Annotated in this window: 16 protein-coding genes and 1 tRNA gene; 11 read left to right on the top strand and 6 right to left on the bottom strand. The window is 71.6% G+C overall.

The features are described from left to right. Nucleotides 1–31 precede the first annotated feature (31 nt). From BM333_RS02535 to BM333_RS02550, 4 genes are read right to left on the bottom strand one after another with little or no spacing between them, the layout of a single operon-like run. The gene (locus tag BM333_RS02535) at nt 32–469 is read right to left on the bottom strand and encodes a hypothetical protein (RefSeq protein WP_092306952.1); all 438 of its coding nucleotides are present in this window, start codon (nt 467–469) and stop codon (nt 32–34) included. Between the two features lie 21 nt (nt 470–490). After that, the gene (ubiB, locus tag BM333_RS02540) at nt 491–2,095 is read right to left on the bottom strand and encodes a 2-polyprenylphenol 6-hydroxylase (protein WP_092306954.1); all 1,605 of its coding nucleotides are present in this window, start codon (nt 2,093–2,095) and stop codon (nt 491–493) included. Further along, the gene (locus BM333_RS02545) at nt 2,083–2,859 is read right to left on the bottom strand and encodes a class I SAM-dependent methyltransferase (protein ID WP_092306956.1); all 777 of its coding nucleotides are present in this window, start codon (nt 2,857–2,859) and stop codon (nt 2,083–2,085) included. Before BM333_RS02545 ends, ubiB begins: the two co-directional genes overlap by 13 nt. Nucleotides 2,860–2,919: 60 nt before the next feature. Further along, nucleotides 2,920–3,624 (bottom strand): Crp/Fnr family transcriptional regulator, encoded by a 705-nt coding sequence (locus BM333_RS02550; protein WP_092306958.1) that lies wholly within the window; start codon nt 3,622–3,624, stop codon nt 2,920–2,922. Nucleotides 3,625–3,740: 116 nt separating this feature from the next. Between BM333_RS02550 and BM333_RS02555 the strand changes: the two genes are divergently transcribed. Together BM333_RS02555 and BM333_RS02560 are read left to right on the top strand one after the other, a co-directional pair. After that, nucleotides 3,741–4,034 carry a 4a-hydroxytetrahydrobiopterin dehydratase gene (locus BM333_RS02555; RefSeq protein WP_092306960.1) on the top strand — a complete coding sequence of 98 codons (294 nt, stop codon included), beginning with the start codon at nt 3,741–3,743 and terminating at the stop codon, nt 4,032–4,034. Then, nucleotides 4,031–4,813, top strand: coding sequence for an SDR family oxidoreductase (locus tag BM333_RS02560; RefSeq protein ID WP_092306962.1), 783 nt, complete (start codon nt 4,031–4,033; stop codon nt 4,811–4,813). The genes BM333_RS02555 and BM333_RS02560 overlap by 4 nt, the downstream gene beginning before the upstream one ends. A 3-nt stretch (nt 4,814–4,816) precedes the next feature. Here BM333_RS02560 and BM333_RS02565 read toward each other — a convergent pair whose 3' ends face one another. Next, nucleotides 4,817–6,106: a hypothetical protein gene (locus BM333_RS02565; RefSeq protein ID WP_092306964.1), complete on the bottom strand. Its 1,290-nt coding sequence runs from the start codon at nt 6,104–6,106 to the stop codon at nt 4,817–4,819. Nucleotides 6,107–6,225: 119 nt separating this feature from the next. Between BM333_RS02565 and BM333_RS02570 the strand changes: the two genes are divergently transcribed. The 6 genes from BM333_RS02570 to truA all read left to right on the top strand — a co-directional run bounded on the left by BM333_RS02570 (nt 6,226) and on the right by truA (nt 9,279). Next, nucleotides 6,226–6,302: transfer RNA gene (locus tag BM333_RS02570), tRNA-Arg, on the top strand. A 95-nt stretch (nt 6,303–6,397) separates the two neighbouring features. Continuing rightward, nucleotides 6,398–6,745 (top strand): acyl-CoA thioesterase, encoded by a 348-nt coding sequence (locus tag BM333_RS02575; RefSeq protein ID WP_092307583.1) that lies wholly within the window; start codon nt 6,398–6,400, stop codon nt 6,743–6,745. Between the two features lie 57 nt (nt 6,746–6,802). Beyond that, nucleotides 6,803–7,369: a peptide deformylase gene (def, locus tag BM333_RS02580; protein ID WP_092306966.1), complete on the top strand. Its 567-nt coding sequence runs from the start codon at nt 6,803–6,805 to the stop codon at nt 7,367–7,369. Then, nucleotides 7,369–7,596, top strand: coding sequence for a hypothetical protein (locus tag BM333_RS02585; RefSeq protein WP_092306968.1), 228 nt, complete (start codon nt 7,369–7,371; stop codon nt 7,594–7,596). Before def ends, BM333_RS02585 begins: the two co-directional genes overlap by 1 nt. A 16-nt stretch (nt 7,597–7,612) precedes the next feature. Further along, on the top strand, nt 7,613–8,536 hold the full coding sequence (gene fmt, locus BM333_RS02590) for a methionyl-tRNA formyltransferase (protein WP_092306970.1): 924 nt from the start codon (nt 7,613–7,615) through the stop codon (nt 8,534–8,536). Continuing rightward, entirely contained in the window at nt 8,536–9,279 is a 744-nt protein-coding gene (truA, locus tag BM333_RS02595; protein WP_092306972.1) for a tRNA pseudouridine(38-40) synthase TruA, read from the top strand. Before fmt ends, truA begins: the two co-directional genes overlap by 1 nt. Here truA and BM333_RS02600 read toward each other — a convergent pair. Then, nucleotides 9,276–9,413, bottom strand: coding sequence for an entericidin A/B family lipoprotein (locus BM333_RS02600; RefSeq protein ID WP_092306974.1), 138 nt, complete (start codon nt 9,411–9,413; stop codon nt 9,276–9,278). The genes truA and BM333_RS02600 overlap by 4 nt on opposite strands. 99 nt (nt 9,414–9,512) lie before the next feature. Between BM333_RS02600 and BM333_RS02605 the strand changes: the two genes are divergently transcribed. The 3 genes from BM333_RS02605 (at nt 9,513) to polA (ending at nt 14,902) form a co-directional block, all read left to right on the top strand. Then, the gene (locus BM333_RS02605) at nt 9,513–11,174 is read left to right on the top strand and encodes a thiamine pyrophosphate-dependent enzyme (RefSeq protein ID WP_092306976.1); all 1,662 of its coding nucleotides are present in this window, start codon (nt 9,513–9,515) and stop codon (nt 11,172–11,174) included. An 11-nt stretch (nt 11,175–11,185) separates the two neighbouring features. Further along, nucleotides 11,186–11,662, top strand: coding sequence for a hypothetical protein (locus tag BM333_RS02610; protein ID WP_092306978.1), 477 nt, complete (start codon nt 11,186–11,188; stop codon nt 11,660–11,662). Nucleotides 11,663–12,001: 339 nt separating this feature from the next. Further along, the gene (gene polA / locus BM333_RS02615) at nt 12,002–14,902 is read left to right on the top strand and encodes a DNA polymerase I (protein ID WP_092306980.1); all 2,901 of its coding nucleotides are present in this window, start codon (nt 12,002–12,004) and stop codon (nt 14,900–14,902) included. Nucleotides 14,903–14,956: the final 54 nt, after the last annotated feature.

Consider the following 14,956-nt stretch of genomic DNA (forward strand, 5'->3'; position numbering starts at 1 on the left):
CGGCGGGCCGGCGATCGCGTCGGCCCGTCTGCTATTCCGCGGGACGGAACAGCAGGGCGGCGACCTTGCCGTCCTCGTTGAAGCCGATGACCCACTGGGTGGCCGCCTCGGCGAAGGTCACGGCGAACAGGTCGGCGCCGTTCTGGCTGCCCACGAATTCGACCGATTGCAGGGCCCCGAAGCTCTGGATCAGCGGCGTCACCTGCGCCTCCTGCTCCCGCACCTTGGAGGCGAGATCCTCGGTCATCGCCGAATAATCCATGGCCCCGGCCTGGGCGCTGGCGATGATCGTCCGCAGGGTCGGTTCAGCGGCGGCCCGGAGCGGCTCGCGCGCCGCCGGCGGCGCGGGCTCGGCCTCGGCGGCCTGCCCCTGCCGCGCGAACGGGTCGGGCACCGTGCCGGCGGCGACCTGCGCCTGGGCGGCGGCGGGCAGAACCGCGAGAACGGCGGCGATGAGAAGCGGCTTCATGGGGTCGTCTCCGTAGCGAGATCAGACGATGGCGGGCCAAAGCGACAGAACGAGGGCGGCGGCCGCCGCGGCGGCGGTCACCACCAGGGCGACGCCGGCCCAGCGCGGCAGGTGCGTCTCGCGGACGATCACCGTCTGGGGCTGCGGCGGGTTCCGGGCCAGCCGCGACAGCGCCTTCAGCGTCTCCCGCAGTTCGTTCAGGGCGTCGCGCGCCTGCGCTTGCGGGCCCAGCTCGCGGCGAATCCAGCGCTCGACGACGGGCTGCGCGGCCGCCCAGAGATCGTGATCGGGGTTGAGCCGCCGCGCCACCCCCTCGACCGAGACCATGGTCTTCTGCAGCAGGATCAGCTCGGGCCGCAGGTGCATGTCGAACAGGTCGGTGATCTCGAACAGCTGGCCCAGCAGGCGGCCCATCGACACCTGGGAGGCCTGCTTGCCGATCACCGGCTCGCCGACCGCGCGCAGCGCCTGGGCGAAGGCCTCGACCGAGTGCTCAGGCGGCACATAGCCGGCCTCGAAGTGGACCCGGGCGATGCGCTCGTAGTCGCGGCTGATGAAGCCCCACAGGATTTCGGCCAGGTAGCGACGCTCGGCCGGGCCGAGGCGACCGACGATGCCGAAGTCGATGGCGGTCAGCTCGGCCGGGGCGTGGCAGAACAGGTTGCCCTCGTGCAGGTCGGCGTGGAAGGCGCCGTGGTCCAGGGCCTGGCTGAGGAAGGCGCGCACGACATTGTCCGCCAGGGCGTTGCGGTCGATGCCCGGCTGTTCGGCGGCGGCGGGGTCGGTCAGCGGCAGACCCGGCGCCCATTCCAGCGTCAGCACCCGCTTGCCGACCCCGTCCCAGATCACCTTCGGCGCCGTCATGTGGCCGCCGATGTCGCCTGTGGCCGCGCTCTTCCCCATGATTTCGCCGAGCTCGGAGGCGGCCGCCGCCTCCAGCCGCATGTCCAGCTCCAGGGTCAGCGCGCGGGCGATGGTCTCGACGAAGGCCGCCGGCTCCAGCCGCCGCGCCAGCGGCACGAAGCGCACGGCCAGACCGGCGGCCAGCCGCATCGAATCCAGTCCGTGGGCGACGCGGCGCTCGACGCCGGGCCGCAGCACCTTGACCGCCACCTTGCGGCCGTCGGCCAGCATGGCCGGGTGGGCCTGCGCCAGCGAGGCGGCGGCGACCGGCGGGCCGAAGTCGATGAACAGGCTCTCGACGGGGCGGCCCAGCGACCGTTCCACCTCCCGCCGCGCCTGGTCGACCGGGAAGGGCGGCAGGGCGTCCTTCAGGCGACCGAGGTCGCGGGCGAACTCGACGCCGAAGATGTCGGCCCGGGTGGCCAGCACCTGCCCCAGCTTGATCGCCACCGGACCGAGATGTTCGAAGGCCTTGCCCAGCCTCTGGCCGGGCCGCCCCTCCCGGCCCTCGCGTCCGGCGAACAGATGCAGCAGATGGGCGATCCAGCGCGCCCAGACCGGCAGCAGGGGCGTGATCTCGCGCGGCGCCAGGGCGTCGTGGCGGATCAGCACGCCCAGCCAGCCGAGCAGGCGCACGAAGGACTCCACCGGCCGTCGCACCGGAAGGGTCGCCGGCGGGGGCGGCGGCGTCGCGGGGTCGATCCGTCCGGTCAGATCGCCCACCCGAAGTGAATGGCGGCCACGCCGCCCGACAGATTGGTCACCGACACCCGGCTGAAACCGGCGGCCTCGATCATGCCCTTGAAGGTGGGCTGGTCCGGAAACCGGCGGATGCTCTCGACCAGGTACTGGTAGCTGTCGCGGTCCTTCGCGACCCACTCGCCGATGCGCGGGATGGCGTGGAAGGACCAGGCGTCGTAGGCCTTGCGGATCGGCCCCGCGATCGGGCGCGAGAACTCCAGGCACAGGAAGCGTCCGCCGGGCCTGAGCACTCGCCGCGCCTCGCGCAGCGCCTGCGGGACGTCGGCCACGTTGCGGATGCCGAAGCTGATCGAATAGGCGTCGACCGAGGCGTCCGGCAGCGGCAGGGCCATGGCGTCGCCGACGCTCCAGCTCATCTCCGGCTCGCCGCCCTTGTTCACGCCCGCCATGATCATCTCGGCGTTGTAGTCGAGCACGATCACCGAAGCGTCGGACCCGCCGCGGCGTTCCTGGGCCTGCCGCGCCATCCGGGCGTAGCGCCGCGCCATGTCGCCGGTGCCGCCGGCGACGTCGAGGATGGTTTCGCCTGGCCGGGGGTTGAGCTTCGCCGCGGCGGCGTCCTTCCAGAGCCGGTGCACGCCCGCGCTCATCAGGTCGTTCATCAGGTCGTAGTTCGACGCCACGCTGTCGAACACGCCCCGGACCAGCCGCACCTTCTCGCGCGCGTCGACGTCGCGGAAGCCGAAGGAGGAGGTCTTGCCGGAGGGCGGGGCGGGCTCGGTCATGGGCAGCGGTCTAGCGGGTCGCGGCGGCGGCGTCATCCACGCGCGTAGCCGCAGGTCAGCTCAGTGCTTGCCGTTCGGGGCGGGGACCCCGAGATCGTTCATCACGCTCCGCACCATGGCGTAGCAGCCGCACGAAGCGCGCTCCAGCGCGGGCCGGTCCAGCACCTGCACCCAGCCCCGCCCGCGGCGGATCAGACCCTTCTCCTCCAGCTCAGATCCGACCTCGCTGACCGTCGCCCGACGTACGCCCAGCATGCCCGCGATGTCGGCCTGGGTCAGGGCGAAGCGGTCGCCGCCGGCGCGGTCGTGCACGGTGAGGAGCCAGCGGGACAGACGCTCGTCCAGCCGGTGCTGGGCGTTGCAGGCTGCGTTCTGCTGCACCTGGGCCAGGAGGCTTTCCGTGAAGCGCGACAGGGCGTCGCGCATGGCGTCGCTCTCCGCCAGGGCGGCCGAGAAGACCTCCCCCGGGCAACAGGCGGCGGAACCGCCGATCTGGGCGATGGCGCGGCTCGAAGCGCGCGCATTGAGGGGGCCGCAGGTGACCCCGACCAGACCTTCCCGTCCGATCACGCCCGTCTCCACCATGTGATCGTCCGCCAGCAGGGTCATCAGCGACACCACGCCGCTCAGCGGAAACCAGACGACCTCGACGGCCTCGCCGGCGTCGTAGAGCGTCTGTCCCTGCTGGAAGGGCCGTTCCTCGAGATGGGGTTCGAGCCGCTCCCGGTCAGAAGCGCCCAGAGCGGCGAGCCACAGGTTTTCCATGCATCCTCCTCCGCCAGACCTGCGCAGTAAACTCGAAGCTTCGCCGTGTGTTCCGGCGAACCGGCGCCAGCTTGTGGCGCACGCCGTAGCGGGATACGCGGGGGGAGGAGGATCCGATGACCGACACCCTCGACGTCGCCGCCGTGCTGCGCGATCTGCCGGACTGGCGCGAGGCGGAGGGCGACCGCCCCGCCATCGCCCGCTCGCTGACCTTCCCTGACTTCAATGCGGCCTTCGGCTTCATGACGCGGGTGGCGCTCCACGCCGACAAGGTCGACCACCACCCCGAATGGTCGAACGTCTACAATCGCGTCGAGGTGCTGCTGACCACCCATGACGCCGGCGGCGTGACGCAGCGTGATCTCGACATGGCCCGCTTCATCGACGCCGCCGCCGACGGGGCGAAATGAGCGGCCGGGTCGCGGGCAAGGCCGCGCTGGTCACTGGCGCCGCCGGAGGGCTGGGCCAGGCCATGGCCCGGATGCTGGCGCGCGAGGGCGCGAAGGTCGCCGTCACGGACGTGAACCTGGACGGCGTCCGGACCCTGGCCGACGAGATCAACGCCGACCATCCCGGCGCCGCCTTCGCCTTCGCCCACGACGTCACCGACGAGGCGCAGTGGATCTCGGCCACGGAACAGGCTGTCGCCGCCATGGGCGGCCTCTCCGTGCTGGTCAACAACGCCGGCATCGGGGGTTCGCTGGTCTGGGCCGAGCAGGACACGCTGGAGAACTGGCGGCGGGTCCAGGCGATCAATCTCGAGAGCGTCATGCTGGGCTGCAAGCACGCCCTGCCCCACCTGCGCGCGTCCGGGGCCGGCTCGATCGTCAACATCAGCTCGGTCGCCGGGCTGGCCGCCGCCCCCGGCATGGGCGCCTACAACGCCACCAAGGCGGCGGTCTGGATGTACACCAAGACCGTGGCGCTCGAGGCGGCCAAGGCCGGCTGGAACGTGCGCTGCAACTCGGTGCACCCGGTCTTCATCAGGACCCCGATCCTCGACCCCTTCGTGGCCATGGCCGGCGGCGACGAGGCGGCGGCCCACGAGAAGCTGGCCCGCGGCATCCCGCTGAAGCGCATCGGCGAGCCCGACGATGTGGCGTACTGCGTCCTCTACCTCGCCTCGGACGAGTCGAAATTCGTCACCGGCGCCGAGTTCAAGATCGACGGGGGCATGCTGGCGCAGTGAGCGTCAGTCGATGTCCGCCGGCAGGATCTGGCTCGACAGCAGCGTCTCCATCGCGTCCCAGCGGTCGCCGCCCTGTCCCTCGACCCACGCCTGCACCACGTCGCGGCCGAGGCCGTAGTTGATGATGTAGCTGCGGTAGGTGTCGATGAAGCGCAGCCGCTGGGCCGCCTTGTCGCGCGGCGACAGGCTGTAGGTCATCAGCTGGTCGATGGCCGTGTCGCGATCGATGCGGCCGGCGAGGTAGTTGTCGGCGATGGTGTATTCCGCCCGCGCCAGCCGGCGCAGCAGGCCCTGCAGCTCGGCCTTCTTCTCCGCCATCGCCGGATCCAGCCCGGCCAGCGGGAACAGCACGGCGCGTTCGAAGGCCAGCGCCTCGTCGCCCGGGAAGGCGAGGTCGATGCCGTAGTTGGCGCTGCCCTCGGCCACGAAGCTCATCGGCGAGAACAGCGGATAGACGCTCATCTCCACCCAGCCGCGCTCGCGCACAAAGGTCTGCTCCAGCAGGGCGTTGTAGACGTGGTGTCCCGGATAGCCCTCGTGGCAGCCCAGATCGATGGCCCGCTCGGTGTAGATCGGGAAGTCGGCGTTGATCTCGATCTTCGACTGCGCATCGCCCTGGTAGTAGTTGTACCCGGACCACGGCTTGTCGCCGACGAAGGCGAGGGTGAAGTTCTCGTTGTCCGGCAGGTCGATGTGCCGCGCCGTGCGCGCCCGGCACTCGGCGATGGCGGCGTCCATCACCGCCTGCAGCCGGTCCTTCGGGATGACGTAGTGCGACTTGAACTCCGTCACCCGCTCGGCCAGCGAGCCGGGGCCGGGCAGGAGGGCGTCGATCTCGGCCAGCACCGGGTCGAAGCTGGACAGCGGCGGCAGCTCCGGCCGCACCCCGAAAAGCGCCTCGGCCTCGTCGGCGAAGCTCATGCGCTCGCCCGACAGCATGCGCAGGCGCGCCGCCGCCGCCGAGACGTGGGCCAGCAGGTACTGCTTCCTCTGCGCCGTGGCCGGGTCCGCGCCGGCCGTGGAGATCGCCTCCAGCCGGTCGCTCAGCGTCGCCGCGCCCTGGATCAGCTGCGGCACGGAGCGCGGGTTCGCTTCGGCCGCGGCGGCCCACTCCGGCGGGCCGTAGTAGGCGTCGACATAGCCGTCCTCGTGCTCGCCGATCTCGAGGATCAGGGCGACGTAGTCGCGCGCCGCCGCGTCGAGGCTGTCGCCGCCCGGGCCGGCCGGCGAGGCCGTCGGCGTGGCGGCGCAGGCGCCGAGCAGGGCGACAAGGCCGATCAGGAACGCGCGCATCGAAATTCTCCCATCCTGCAAACCCGCCGCCGCGCCTCCGGTTCGCCGGGGCGCATTCGGGATTGAGGGCGACGCGCTCCTGCTGTAGAGGCCTTTCCTCCCGGCCCCGGCCGGCGCACGCACCCGTAGCTCAGCTGGATAGAGCGTTGCCCTCCGAAGGCAAAGGTCACACGTTCGAATCGTGTCGGGTGCGCCACCTTCCTTCCCCCATCTCCGGAGCCGCCGCGCGTGACCGACGTCGCCGATCTGCCGACGCAACCGTCGGGCCAACCCGTGGGCCGGGTCATCGCCATGCCGGCCGACACCAACCCCGAGGGCGACATCTTCGGGGGCTGGCTGCTGGCCCACATGGACCTCGCCGGCGCCACCCCCGCCTTCGAGATCGCCCAGGGCCGCTGCGCCACCGTGGCGCTGGACGGCATGGTCTTCCACCAGCCGGTGGCGGTCGGCGACGAGGTGTCGATCTATGCGGAAGTGCTGAAGACCGGCCGCACCTCCATCCGCGTCCATGTCGAGGCGTGGAAGCGCTCCCGCAACGTCGCCCAGTCCCGCTCGGTGCGGGTGACCGAGGGCGTGTTCACCTATGTGGCGCTGGATGAAGCCGGCCGGCCGCGGCTGCTTCCGGGCGTCGCCGCATAACCCAGTGGAAGACTCGGAAATCTTGACCTTCTGGCCCGTCGCGACTACCTCGCGGGCATGGCTCTCCGTCGCATCCTCACCATCGACAACCCCGCCGACCTGGCGGTGCTGAAGCAGGTCTCGACCCCGGTCGAGGGGCCGGTGACGGACGACCTGCGGGCGCTGATGGACGACATGCTGGAGACCATGTACGCGGCGCCGGGCATCGGACTGGCCGCCGTGCAGATCGGCGACACGCGCCGGGTCATCGTCATGGACCTCGGCGACGGCGAACCCGAGGGCGAGCCGGCCGAGGGCGAGGACGAGCCGCAGCGCCGGCCCAACCCGCGCTTTTTCGTCAATCCCGAGATCGTCTGGGCCTCGGACGAGCTGTTCGCCTACGAGGAGGGCTGCCTGTCGGTGCCCGAGTATTTCGACAGCGTCGAGCGCCCCGCCCGGGTGCGGGTCCGCTACCTGAACTACGCCGGCGAACAGGTCGAGGAGGAGTGCGAGGGCCTCTACGCCGTGTGCATCCAGCACGAGATGGATCACCTGCAGGGCGTGCTGTTCATCGACCACCTGTCGCGGCTGAAGCGCGATCGCGCCGTCGCCAAGGTGAAGAAGGCCGCGAGGCTGGCCGCCTGATGGCCCGCCTGAAGCGCAGACCGGATCGCATCGTCGGCCCCGACGGCCGCCGTCGTCTGACCCGCAACGAGAAGGTCGGCGTGGCCAGCCTGATCTCGCTGGTCGGCGTGGCCGCGGTCGGCGTGATCGCCGGCATCGTGCTGGACCGCCTGCTGCAGTTCGACGACGCGCTCGACGCCGGCGGCGAATGGGACGAGGGCGGCGGCGTCTTCACGCGCTGGGATTGAGGGGCTAGGAGGCGCCATGCGCCTCGCCTTCATGGGAACCCCCGACTTCGCCGTGCCGTCGCTGGCCGAACTGATCGCCAGCGGCCACGAGGTCGTGGCCGTCTACAGCCAGCCCCCGCGGCCCAGGGGGCGCGGCCAGAAGCTGACGCCGTCGCCGGTGCACGCCTTCGCCGAGACCATGGGGCTGCCGGTGTTCACGCCGGCGTCCATGAAGACGGCCGAGGCGATCGAGACCTTCCGCAGTCTCGATGTCGACGCCGCCTGCGTGGTCGCCTACGGCCAGATCCTAAAGCCCGAAGTGCTCGAGGCGCCGCGGCTCGGCTGTTTCAACCTGCACGGCTCGCTGCTGCCGCGCTGGCGCGGCGCCGCCCCCATCCAGCGCGCCATCATGGCCGGCGACCGCCGGACCGGCGTGCAGATCATGCGCATGTCGGAAGGCCTCGACGAGGGACCGATCCTGCTGTCGGAGGTGATGGACATCCGCCCCGACGACACCGCCGCCACCCTGTCGGAACGCATGGCCCACGTCGGGGCCGGGCTGTGGCCGCGCGCCCTGGCCGCCATCGAGCGCGGCGGGGTGACGGAGATGGCGCAGGCGGGCGAGCCGACCTACGCCCGCAAGATCAGCCCCGCCGAGGCCCGCATCGACTGGACCCGGCCGGCGGCCGAGGTCGACGCCCACATCCGCGGCCTGTCGCCCTTCCCCGGCGCCTGGTTCGAGGCCGCCGGTCCGCAGGGGCCGACGCGGATCAAGGCGCTGATGTCGCAGCCGGCCGACGGCTCCGGCGCGCCGGGGGAGGTGCTGGACGACGCCTTGCGGGTGGCCTGCGGCGAGGGGGCGGTGCGGCTGGTGCGGGTGCAACGCGAGGGCCGGGCGGCTCAAGCCCCCGACGAGATGCTGCGCGGCTTCCCCCTGCCGGCCGGGACCCGGCTGTCCTGATGCCGCGCTACCGGCTCACGGTCGAATACGACGGCTCGGGCTACAACGGCTTCCAGGCCCAGGCCGGCCAGCCGACGGTGCAGGGCGCGCTGGAGCGAGCCATCGCCGCCTTCTCCGGCCAGCGGGTCCGCCTCGCCGCCGCCGGCCGCACCGACACCGGCGTCCACGCCACCGGACAGGTGGTCAGCTTCGACCTCGACAGGGCGTGGCCGGCGCGGACGGTGATGAACGCCATGAACGCCCACCTGATCGAGGAGGAGGTGGCGGTGCTGGACTGCGCCGAGGTCGATCCGGAGTGGCACGCCCGCTTTTCGGCCACGGGCCGGCGCTATCTCTACCGCATCCTCAACCGGCCCGGGCGACCGGCGCTGGACCTCGGCCGGGTCTGGCACGTGAAGAAGCCGCTCGACGCCGGGGCCATGCACGCGGCGGCGCAGGCGCTGGTCGGCTTCCGCGACTTCACCACCTTCCGCGACGCCGGCTGCCAGTCGGCCTCGCCGGAGAAGACGCTGGACGTGGCGGCGGTGACCCGCGTCGGCGAGGAGGTGCACCTGGCGTTCGAGGCGCGCAGCTTCCTGCACCGCCAGGTGCGATCGATGACCGGCACCCTGGTCGAGGTCGGGCTGGGCCGCTGGGCGGTCGAGGACGTGGCCGCGGCGCTGGCGGCGCGCGACCGCACCGCCTGCGGGCCGGTGGCCCCGGCCGAGGGCCTCTACCTCACCGGCGTACGCTACGACGGCTAGTTGCGGGCGCTCTCGGCGCCCGAGGTGACGGCGTCGCCGGCGGCGCGCACATCGCGGCCGATGCCCGAGATGGTGTTGCAGGCCGACACGGCGAGGGCGGCGGCGATCAGGGACAGGACGGCGATCTTCTTCATGGTCTCGGCGGGGGCTGGATTGGAACCTTGGCCGGGAACGCAAGCGTGGCCGTTCGGTTGCATGGCCAAGCCGGGGGGCGATCTGCTAACGGCGGAGCCATGACCCAGCCGCCGAACACCGCCGCCCGCCGCCTCGTCGAGACGCTCGTCATGAACGGCATCGACCGGGTCTTCTGCGTGCCCGGAGAAAGCTATCTGGCGGTGCTGGACGCGCTGGCCGACGTGCGCGACCGCATCGAGGTGATCGCCTGCCGCCACGAGGCGGGGGCCGCCAACATGGCCGAGGCCTACGGCAAGCTGACCGGCAAGCCCGGCGTCTGCATGGTGACCCGCGGGCCGGGGGCCACCCATGCCTCCATCGGGGTGCACACGGCGCACCAGGACTCCACCCCGATGATCCTGTTCGTCGGCCAGATCGCGCTGTCCGACCGCGGCCGCGGCGCCTTCCAGGAGGTCGACTACCGCGAGGTGTTCGGCGGCTTGGCCAAATGGGCCACCGAGATCGAGACCCCGGCGCGCACCGTCGAGGTGGTCGAGCGCGCCTTCGCCACGGCGCTGCAGGGGCGCATGGGGCCGGTGGTGATCGGCCTGCCCGAGGACATCCTGCACGAGGACGGCGGTCCGCCCCCGATCCGGCCGGTGACGCCGGCGAGGGCGGCGCTGGACCCGGCCTTCGTCGAACAGGTCCGCGACCGGCTGGCCGAGGCCGAACACCCGCTGCTGGTGCTGGGCGGCTCCGGCTGGAGCGACGAAGCGGCTGCGGCCATCGGCGACTGGGCCGAGCGGCTGGGCCTGCCCGTCGCCCTGTCCTTCCGGCGCAAGGACCTGATCTCCAACGACCGCGCCAACTATGCCGGCGACCTCGGCCTGGGCTGCAATCCGAAGCTGACCGCGCGGGTCAAGGCGGCCGACCTGATCCTCGCCGTCGGCGCCCGCCTCGGCGAAAACCCGACCCAGGGCTACACCCTGCTGGACCGTGCCCGCACCGCCGAAACCCTGATCCATATCCATCCGGGGCCGGAGGAGCTGGGCCGCGTCTGGACGCCGCTGCTCAGCGCCGCCGCCGACAACTCGCTGGCGGCGCTGGCCCTGTCGCAGATCGATCCGGGCCGCTGCTGGGCCGATGAGGCCGCCGCCGCCCGGGCCGACTACGACGCCTTCAGCGAGCCGGTCGAGGTTACGGGTGCGGTCAATATGAGCGAGGTGATCCGCCATCTCGCCGAGGCCCTGCCGGACGACGCCGTCCTCACCAACGGCGCCGGCAATTTCGCCGCCTGGCTGCACCGCTTCCACCGCCACCGCGCCCGCCGCACACAGCTGGCCCCGACCTCCGGCGCCATGGGCTACGGCTATCCGGCCGCCCTCGCCGCCAAGTCGGTTCACCCGGACCGCGACGTGATCTGCATCGCCGGCGACGGCGACTACCTGATGACCGGGCAGGAGATGGCCACGGCCGTCCAGTACGGGATCAACGCCGTGGTCGTGGTGGTCGACAACGGCACCTACGGCACCATCCGCATGCACCAGGAGACCCACTATCCGGGCGCGCAGCGGACCATCGCCACCGACCTGAGGAACCCGGACTTCGTCAGATACGCCGAGGCCTTCGGCGCCTTCGGGGTTCGCTGCGAGCGGACGGAGGACTTCCCGGCGGCGCTGGCGGCGGCCCGGAACGCTGGCCGCCCCGCCCTCGTTCACCTGATCACCTCGGCCGAGGACATCGCGCCGGGTCGGACCATCACCGGCCTGCGTTCGAAATAGGAGCTGCCGCCATGCGCATCCTCAGCCTCGCCGCCGCCCTCGGTCTCGCGGCCTGCGCGGGCTCGCCTCCGGTCACCGGGCAGCCGGCCGGGCCTGAGGTCGTCGAGCACCCGCCGCTCACCGAGAGCCTCGGCGACGACTGCGCCGTCATCGCCGCCGTCGCCCGCGACCACTACCGCTTCAACACCACCGACAACCTGCCGCCGCCCCTGTGGCTGGACGACGAGGGTTCCGGCTGGGCGCCGCATTGCGACTGGAGCCGCCACGGACTCAGCTTCCCGACGACGCACGATCCCGACCGCCCGCATCGCCCCGGCGACCGCATCCAGTGGGTGTCCTTCAAACAGCCGCGCTACGATAGCCGCGGGGCGCTGGTCGAGACCGGCATCCTGCACGGTCCCCTGGCCGGCATGGGCTACGAGTGCCGGGTCTATTCCGGCTTCAACGGCTGGACGGCGGGCGAATGCCGCAACACCTGGGTGTCCTGAGGAAGGAATTTATTCCTTTCCGCCTCTTGTTTCCCGGCCCGTCCCGCCCACCTCAGACGACCATGCCCTTTTGGGGGCCGTGGGGCGGTCTTTGAAAAGTTCATCAGCACGCGGCGAGGACGGCGGCGCCTCCCGCCACGCATTTCCGATAATCTGGCACGCCGCCGCCCCTCTCGTGGGGTCTCGCATCGCGTCAAATAGCTGTTCGATAACGGCTTTCATTCGAACGGCGGCTTGGCGCGTTTGGCAGGTTTGGCGCCCTGTTTTCGTGCCAGCCTGCGGCGCCCGGCGCGAGCTTCCGCCGGTGACGGCGGCCCCCGCCCCACCTATGTTGCGCCCATGACCGACGCCGCCGCTCCCGAGACTCCCGACCGCCCCCTCACCCAGGACGGCCCGGCCGTCCGGCTCTGGATGATCGACGCCTCGGCCTACATCTTCCGCGCCTACCACGCCCTGCCGCCGCTGACGCGCAAGTCGGACGGCCTGCCGGTGGGGGCGGTGCAGGGCTACTGCAACATGCTCTGGAAGCTGATCCGGGATATGCGGGGTCCGGACGGGCCGACGCACCTGGTGGCCATCTTCGATCACTCGGAGAAGACCTTCCGCAACCAGATGTACGACCAGTACAAGGCCAACCGTTCGGCGCCGCCGGAGGACCTGATCCCGCAGTTCCCGCTGGTCCGCGAGGCCACCGCCGCCTTCGGCGTGCACTGCGTGGAGCTGCCCGGCTACGAGGCCGACGACCTGATCGCCACCTACGCCTGCAAGGCGCGCGACGCGGGGGGCGAGGCGGTGATCGTCTCTTCCGACAAGGACCTGATGCAGCTGATCGGGCCGTCGGTGGTGATGTGGGACCCGATGAAGGACCGCAAGCTGGCCGAGGAGGCGGTGTTCGAGAAGTTCGGGGTGACCCCGGACAAGGTGGTCGAGGTCCAGGCCCTGATCGGCGACAGCGTCGACAACATCCCCGGCGCCCCCGGCATCGGGCCCAAGACCGCGGCCCAGCTGATCGGCGAGTACGGCGACCTTGATGCGCTGCTGGCCCGCGCCCACGAGATCAAACAGCCGAAACGGCGCGAGACCCTGATCGCGTTCGCCGACCAGATCCGCCTGTCGCGGGAACTGTGCCGCCTGACCTGCGACGCCCCGGCCCCCGAGCCGATCGACGACTTTGCGGTCCGCGACCCCGACCCCGAGCGGCTGGGCGAGTTCCTCGACCGCATGGAGTTCCGCGGCCTGAGGGCCCGGGTTGGCGACGGCAAGGCGCCGCAGAAGGACGGCTCGGCCTTCACCGCCCGCCCGAAGATGCCCTCGGCCCCGGTCATGGCCCCGCGCTACGGCGACGTCGCCCCCGCCCCGGCCGAGGCCCAGAGCTTCGACATGGACGCCTACGAATGCGTCCAGACCCTGGAGGCGCTGGACCGCTGGATCGCGCGGGCCAAAGAAGCGGGAGTGGTGGGTTTCGACACCGAGACGGACTCGCTCAGCGCGACGCATGCGGGGCTGTGCGGGGTGTCGCTGGCGGTGGGGCCGAACGAGGCCTGCTATGTGCCGCTGACGCACGAGGCGGCGCCGCAGGCGGGGGAGGGGCTGTTCGGCGACGGGCCGGCCCCGGAGCCGATCGCCCAGATCGACAAGCCCACGGCGCTCTCCCGGCTGAAGACCCTGCTGGAGGACCCCGCCGTCCTCAAGGTGACGCAGAACGGGAAATACGACCTCGCCGTCATGGCCCGCCGCGGCATCGTCGTCAGCCCCATCGACGACACCATGCTGATCTCCTACGTGCTGGACGGCGGCCGCCATCCGCACGGCATGGACGAGCTGGCCCGACGCCACCTCGGCCACGAGCCGACGACCTTCAAGTCGGTGGCCGGGACCGGCAAGGCCCAGAAGTCCTTCAGACACGTCGAGCTGAAGCCGGCCACCTGCTACGCCGCCGAGGACGCCGACGTGACCCTGCGCCTGTGGCGCATCCTCAAGCCGCGGCTGGCGGAAGAGGGCCTCGTCACCGTCTACGAGACCCTCGAGCGCCCGCTGCCGGCCGTGCTGGCGGAGATGGAGCGCGCCGGCGTGCGCGTCGACCCCGCCCGCCTGCGCCGCCTGTCCTCGGAGTTCGGCCTGCGCATGGCCGAGCTGGAGCAGCGCGCCCACCAGCTGGCCGGCCGCCCGTTCAACGTCGGCTCGCCGCGCCAGATCGGCGAGATCCTGTTCGGCGAGATGGCCCTGCCCGGCGGCCGCAAGACCGCCTCGGGCCAGTGGGGCACCGAGGCCAGCGTGCTGGAGGAGCTGGCCCTGACCCACGAGCTGCCGCGCGTGCTGCTGGACTGGCGCCAGCTGTCGAAGCTGAAGGGCACCTACACCGACGCCCTGATCGAGGCCATGGACCCGGAGACCGACCGCGTCCACACCTCCTACCAGCTGGCCGCCGCCTCCACCGGCCGCCTCGCCAGCTCCGACCCCAACCTGCAGAACATCCCGATCCGCACCGAGACGGGGCGCGAGATCCGCCAGGCCTTCATCCCCGCCGACGGCCATGTGCTGATCTCGGCCGACTACAGCCAGATCGAGCTGCGCCTGCTGGCCCACATCGGCGACATCCCCGAGCTGAAGCGCGCCTTCGCCGCCGGGCTGGACATCCACGCCGCCACGGCCTCGGAGATGTTCAACGTGCCGCTGGACCAGATGGACCCCGAGACGCGGCGCCGCGCCAAGGCCATCAACTTCGGCATCGTCTACGGCATCTCGGCCTTCGGCCTGGCCAACCAGCTGGGCATCGACCAGGGCGAGGCCGGGGCCTACATCAAGACCTATTTCGAGCGCTTCCCCGGCATCCGCGCCTACATGGACGCGATGAAGGCCCGGGTGCGCGAGACCGGCCGGGTCGAGACCCTGTTCGGGCGCCGCATCCACATCGCGGCCATCCTGTCCAAATCGGCCGCCGAGCGCGCCTTCGGCGAGCGCGCCGCCATCAACGCCCCGATCCAGGGGGCGGCGGCGGACATCATCCGGCGGGCCATGGTGCGCATGCCGGGCGCGCTTGAGGCGGAGGGCCTGTCAGGGGTGAAGATGCTGCTGCAGGTGCACGACGAACTGGTGTTCGAGGCGCCGGCGGGCGAGGCCGAGGCGGCGATCGCGGTGATCCGGCGGGTGATGGAGGGGGCGGCGGAGCCGGCCGTGGCGCTGTCGGTGCCGCTGGTGGTGGAGGCGCGGGCGGCGGGGAACTGGGACGAGGCGCATTGACGTCGCGGTCCATGTGAAGGCTGCTGCCACGCGAACTCGACATCTAGGTCAACC

The sequence above is a fragment of the Brevundimonas viscosa genome, assembly GCF_900116065.1.
GTDB classification, from domain to species: Bacteria; Pseudomonadota; Alphaproteobacteria; order Caulobacterales; family Caulobacteraceae; genus Brevundimonas; species Brevundimonas viscosa.

Bases quoted from the DNA above. Each gene is read 5' to 3' on its own strand.
- BM333_RS02605 (WP_092306976.1), top strand. From the start codon at position 9,513: ATGACCCAGCCGCCGAACACCGCCGCCCGCCGCCTCGTCGAGACGCTC.
- BM333_RS02585 (WP_092306968.1), top strand. From the start codon at position 7,369: ATGGCCCGCCTGAAGCGCAGACCGGATCGCATCGTCGGCCCCGACGGC.
- BM333_RS02575 (WP_092307583.1), top strand. From the start codon at position 6,398: ATGCCGGCCGACACCAACCCCGAGGGCGACATCTTCGGGGGCTGGCTG.
- BM333_RS02600 (WP_092306974.1), bottom strand. From the start codon at position 9,413: ATGAAGAAGATCGCCGTCCTGTCCCTGATCGCCGCCGCCCTCGCCGTG.
- BM333_RS02535 (WP_092306952.1), bottom strand. From the start codon at position 469: ATGAAGCCGCTTCTCATCGCCGCCGTTCTCGCGGTTCTGCCCGCCGCC.
- BM333_RS02545 (WP_092306956.1), bottom strand. From the start codon at position 2,859: ATGACCGAGCCCGCCCCGCCCTCCGGCAAGACCTCCTCCTTCGGCTTC.
- fmt (WP_092306970.1), top strand. From the start codon at position 7,613: ATGCGCCTCGCCTTCATGGGAACCCCCGACTTCGCCGTGCCGTCGCTG.
- BM333_RS02610 (WP_092306978.1), top strand. From the start codon at position 11,186: ATGCGCATCCTCAGCCTCGCCGCCGCCCTCGGTCTCGCGGCCTGCGCG.
- polA (WP_092306980.1), top strand. From the start codon at position 12,002: ATGACCGACGCCGCCGCTCCCGAGACTCCCGACCGCCCCCTCACCCAG.
- BM333_RS02560 (WP_092306962.1), top strand. From the start codon at position 4,031: ATGAGCGGCCGGGTCGCGGGCAAGGCCGCGCTGGTCACTGGCGCCGCC.
- BM333_RS02550 (WP_092306958.1), bottom strand. From the start codon at position 3,624: ATGGAAAACCTGTGGCTCGCCGCTCTGGGCGCTTCTGACCGGGAGCGG.
- BM333_RS02555 (WP_092306960.1), top strand. From the start codon at position 3,741: ATGACCGACACCCTCGACGTCGCCGCCGTGCTGCGCGATCTGCCGGAC.
- truA (WP_092306972.1), top strand. From the start codon at position 8,536: ATGCCGCGCTACCGGCTCACGGTCGAATACGACGGCTCGGGCTACAAC.
- def (WP_092306966.1), top strand. From the start codon at position 6,803: ATGGCTCTCCGTCGCATCCTCACCATCGACAACCCCGCCGACCTGGCG.
- BM333_RS02565 (WP_092306964.1), bottom strand. From the start codon at position 6,106: ATGCGCGCGTTCCTGATCGGCCTTGTCGCCCTGCTCGGCGCCTGCGCC.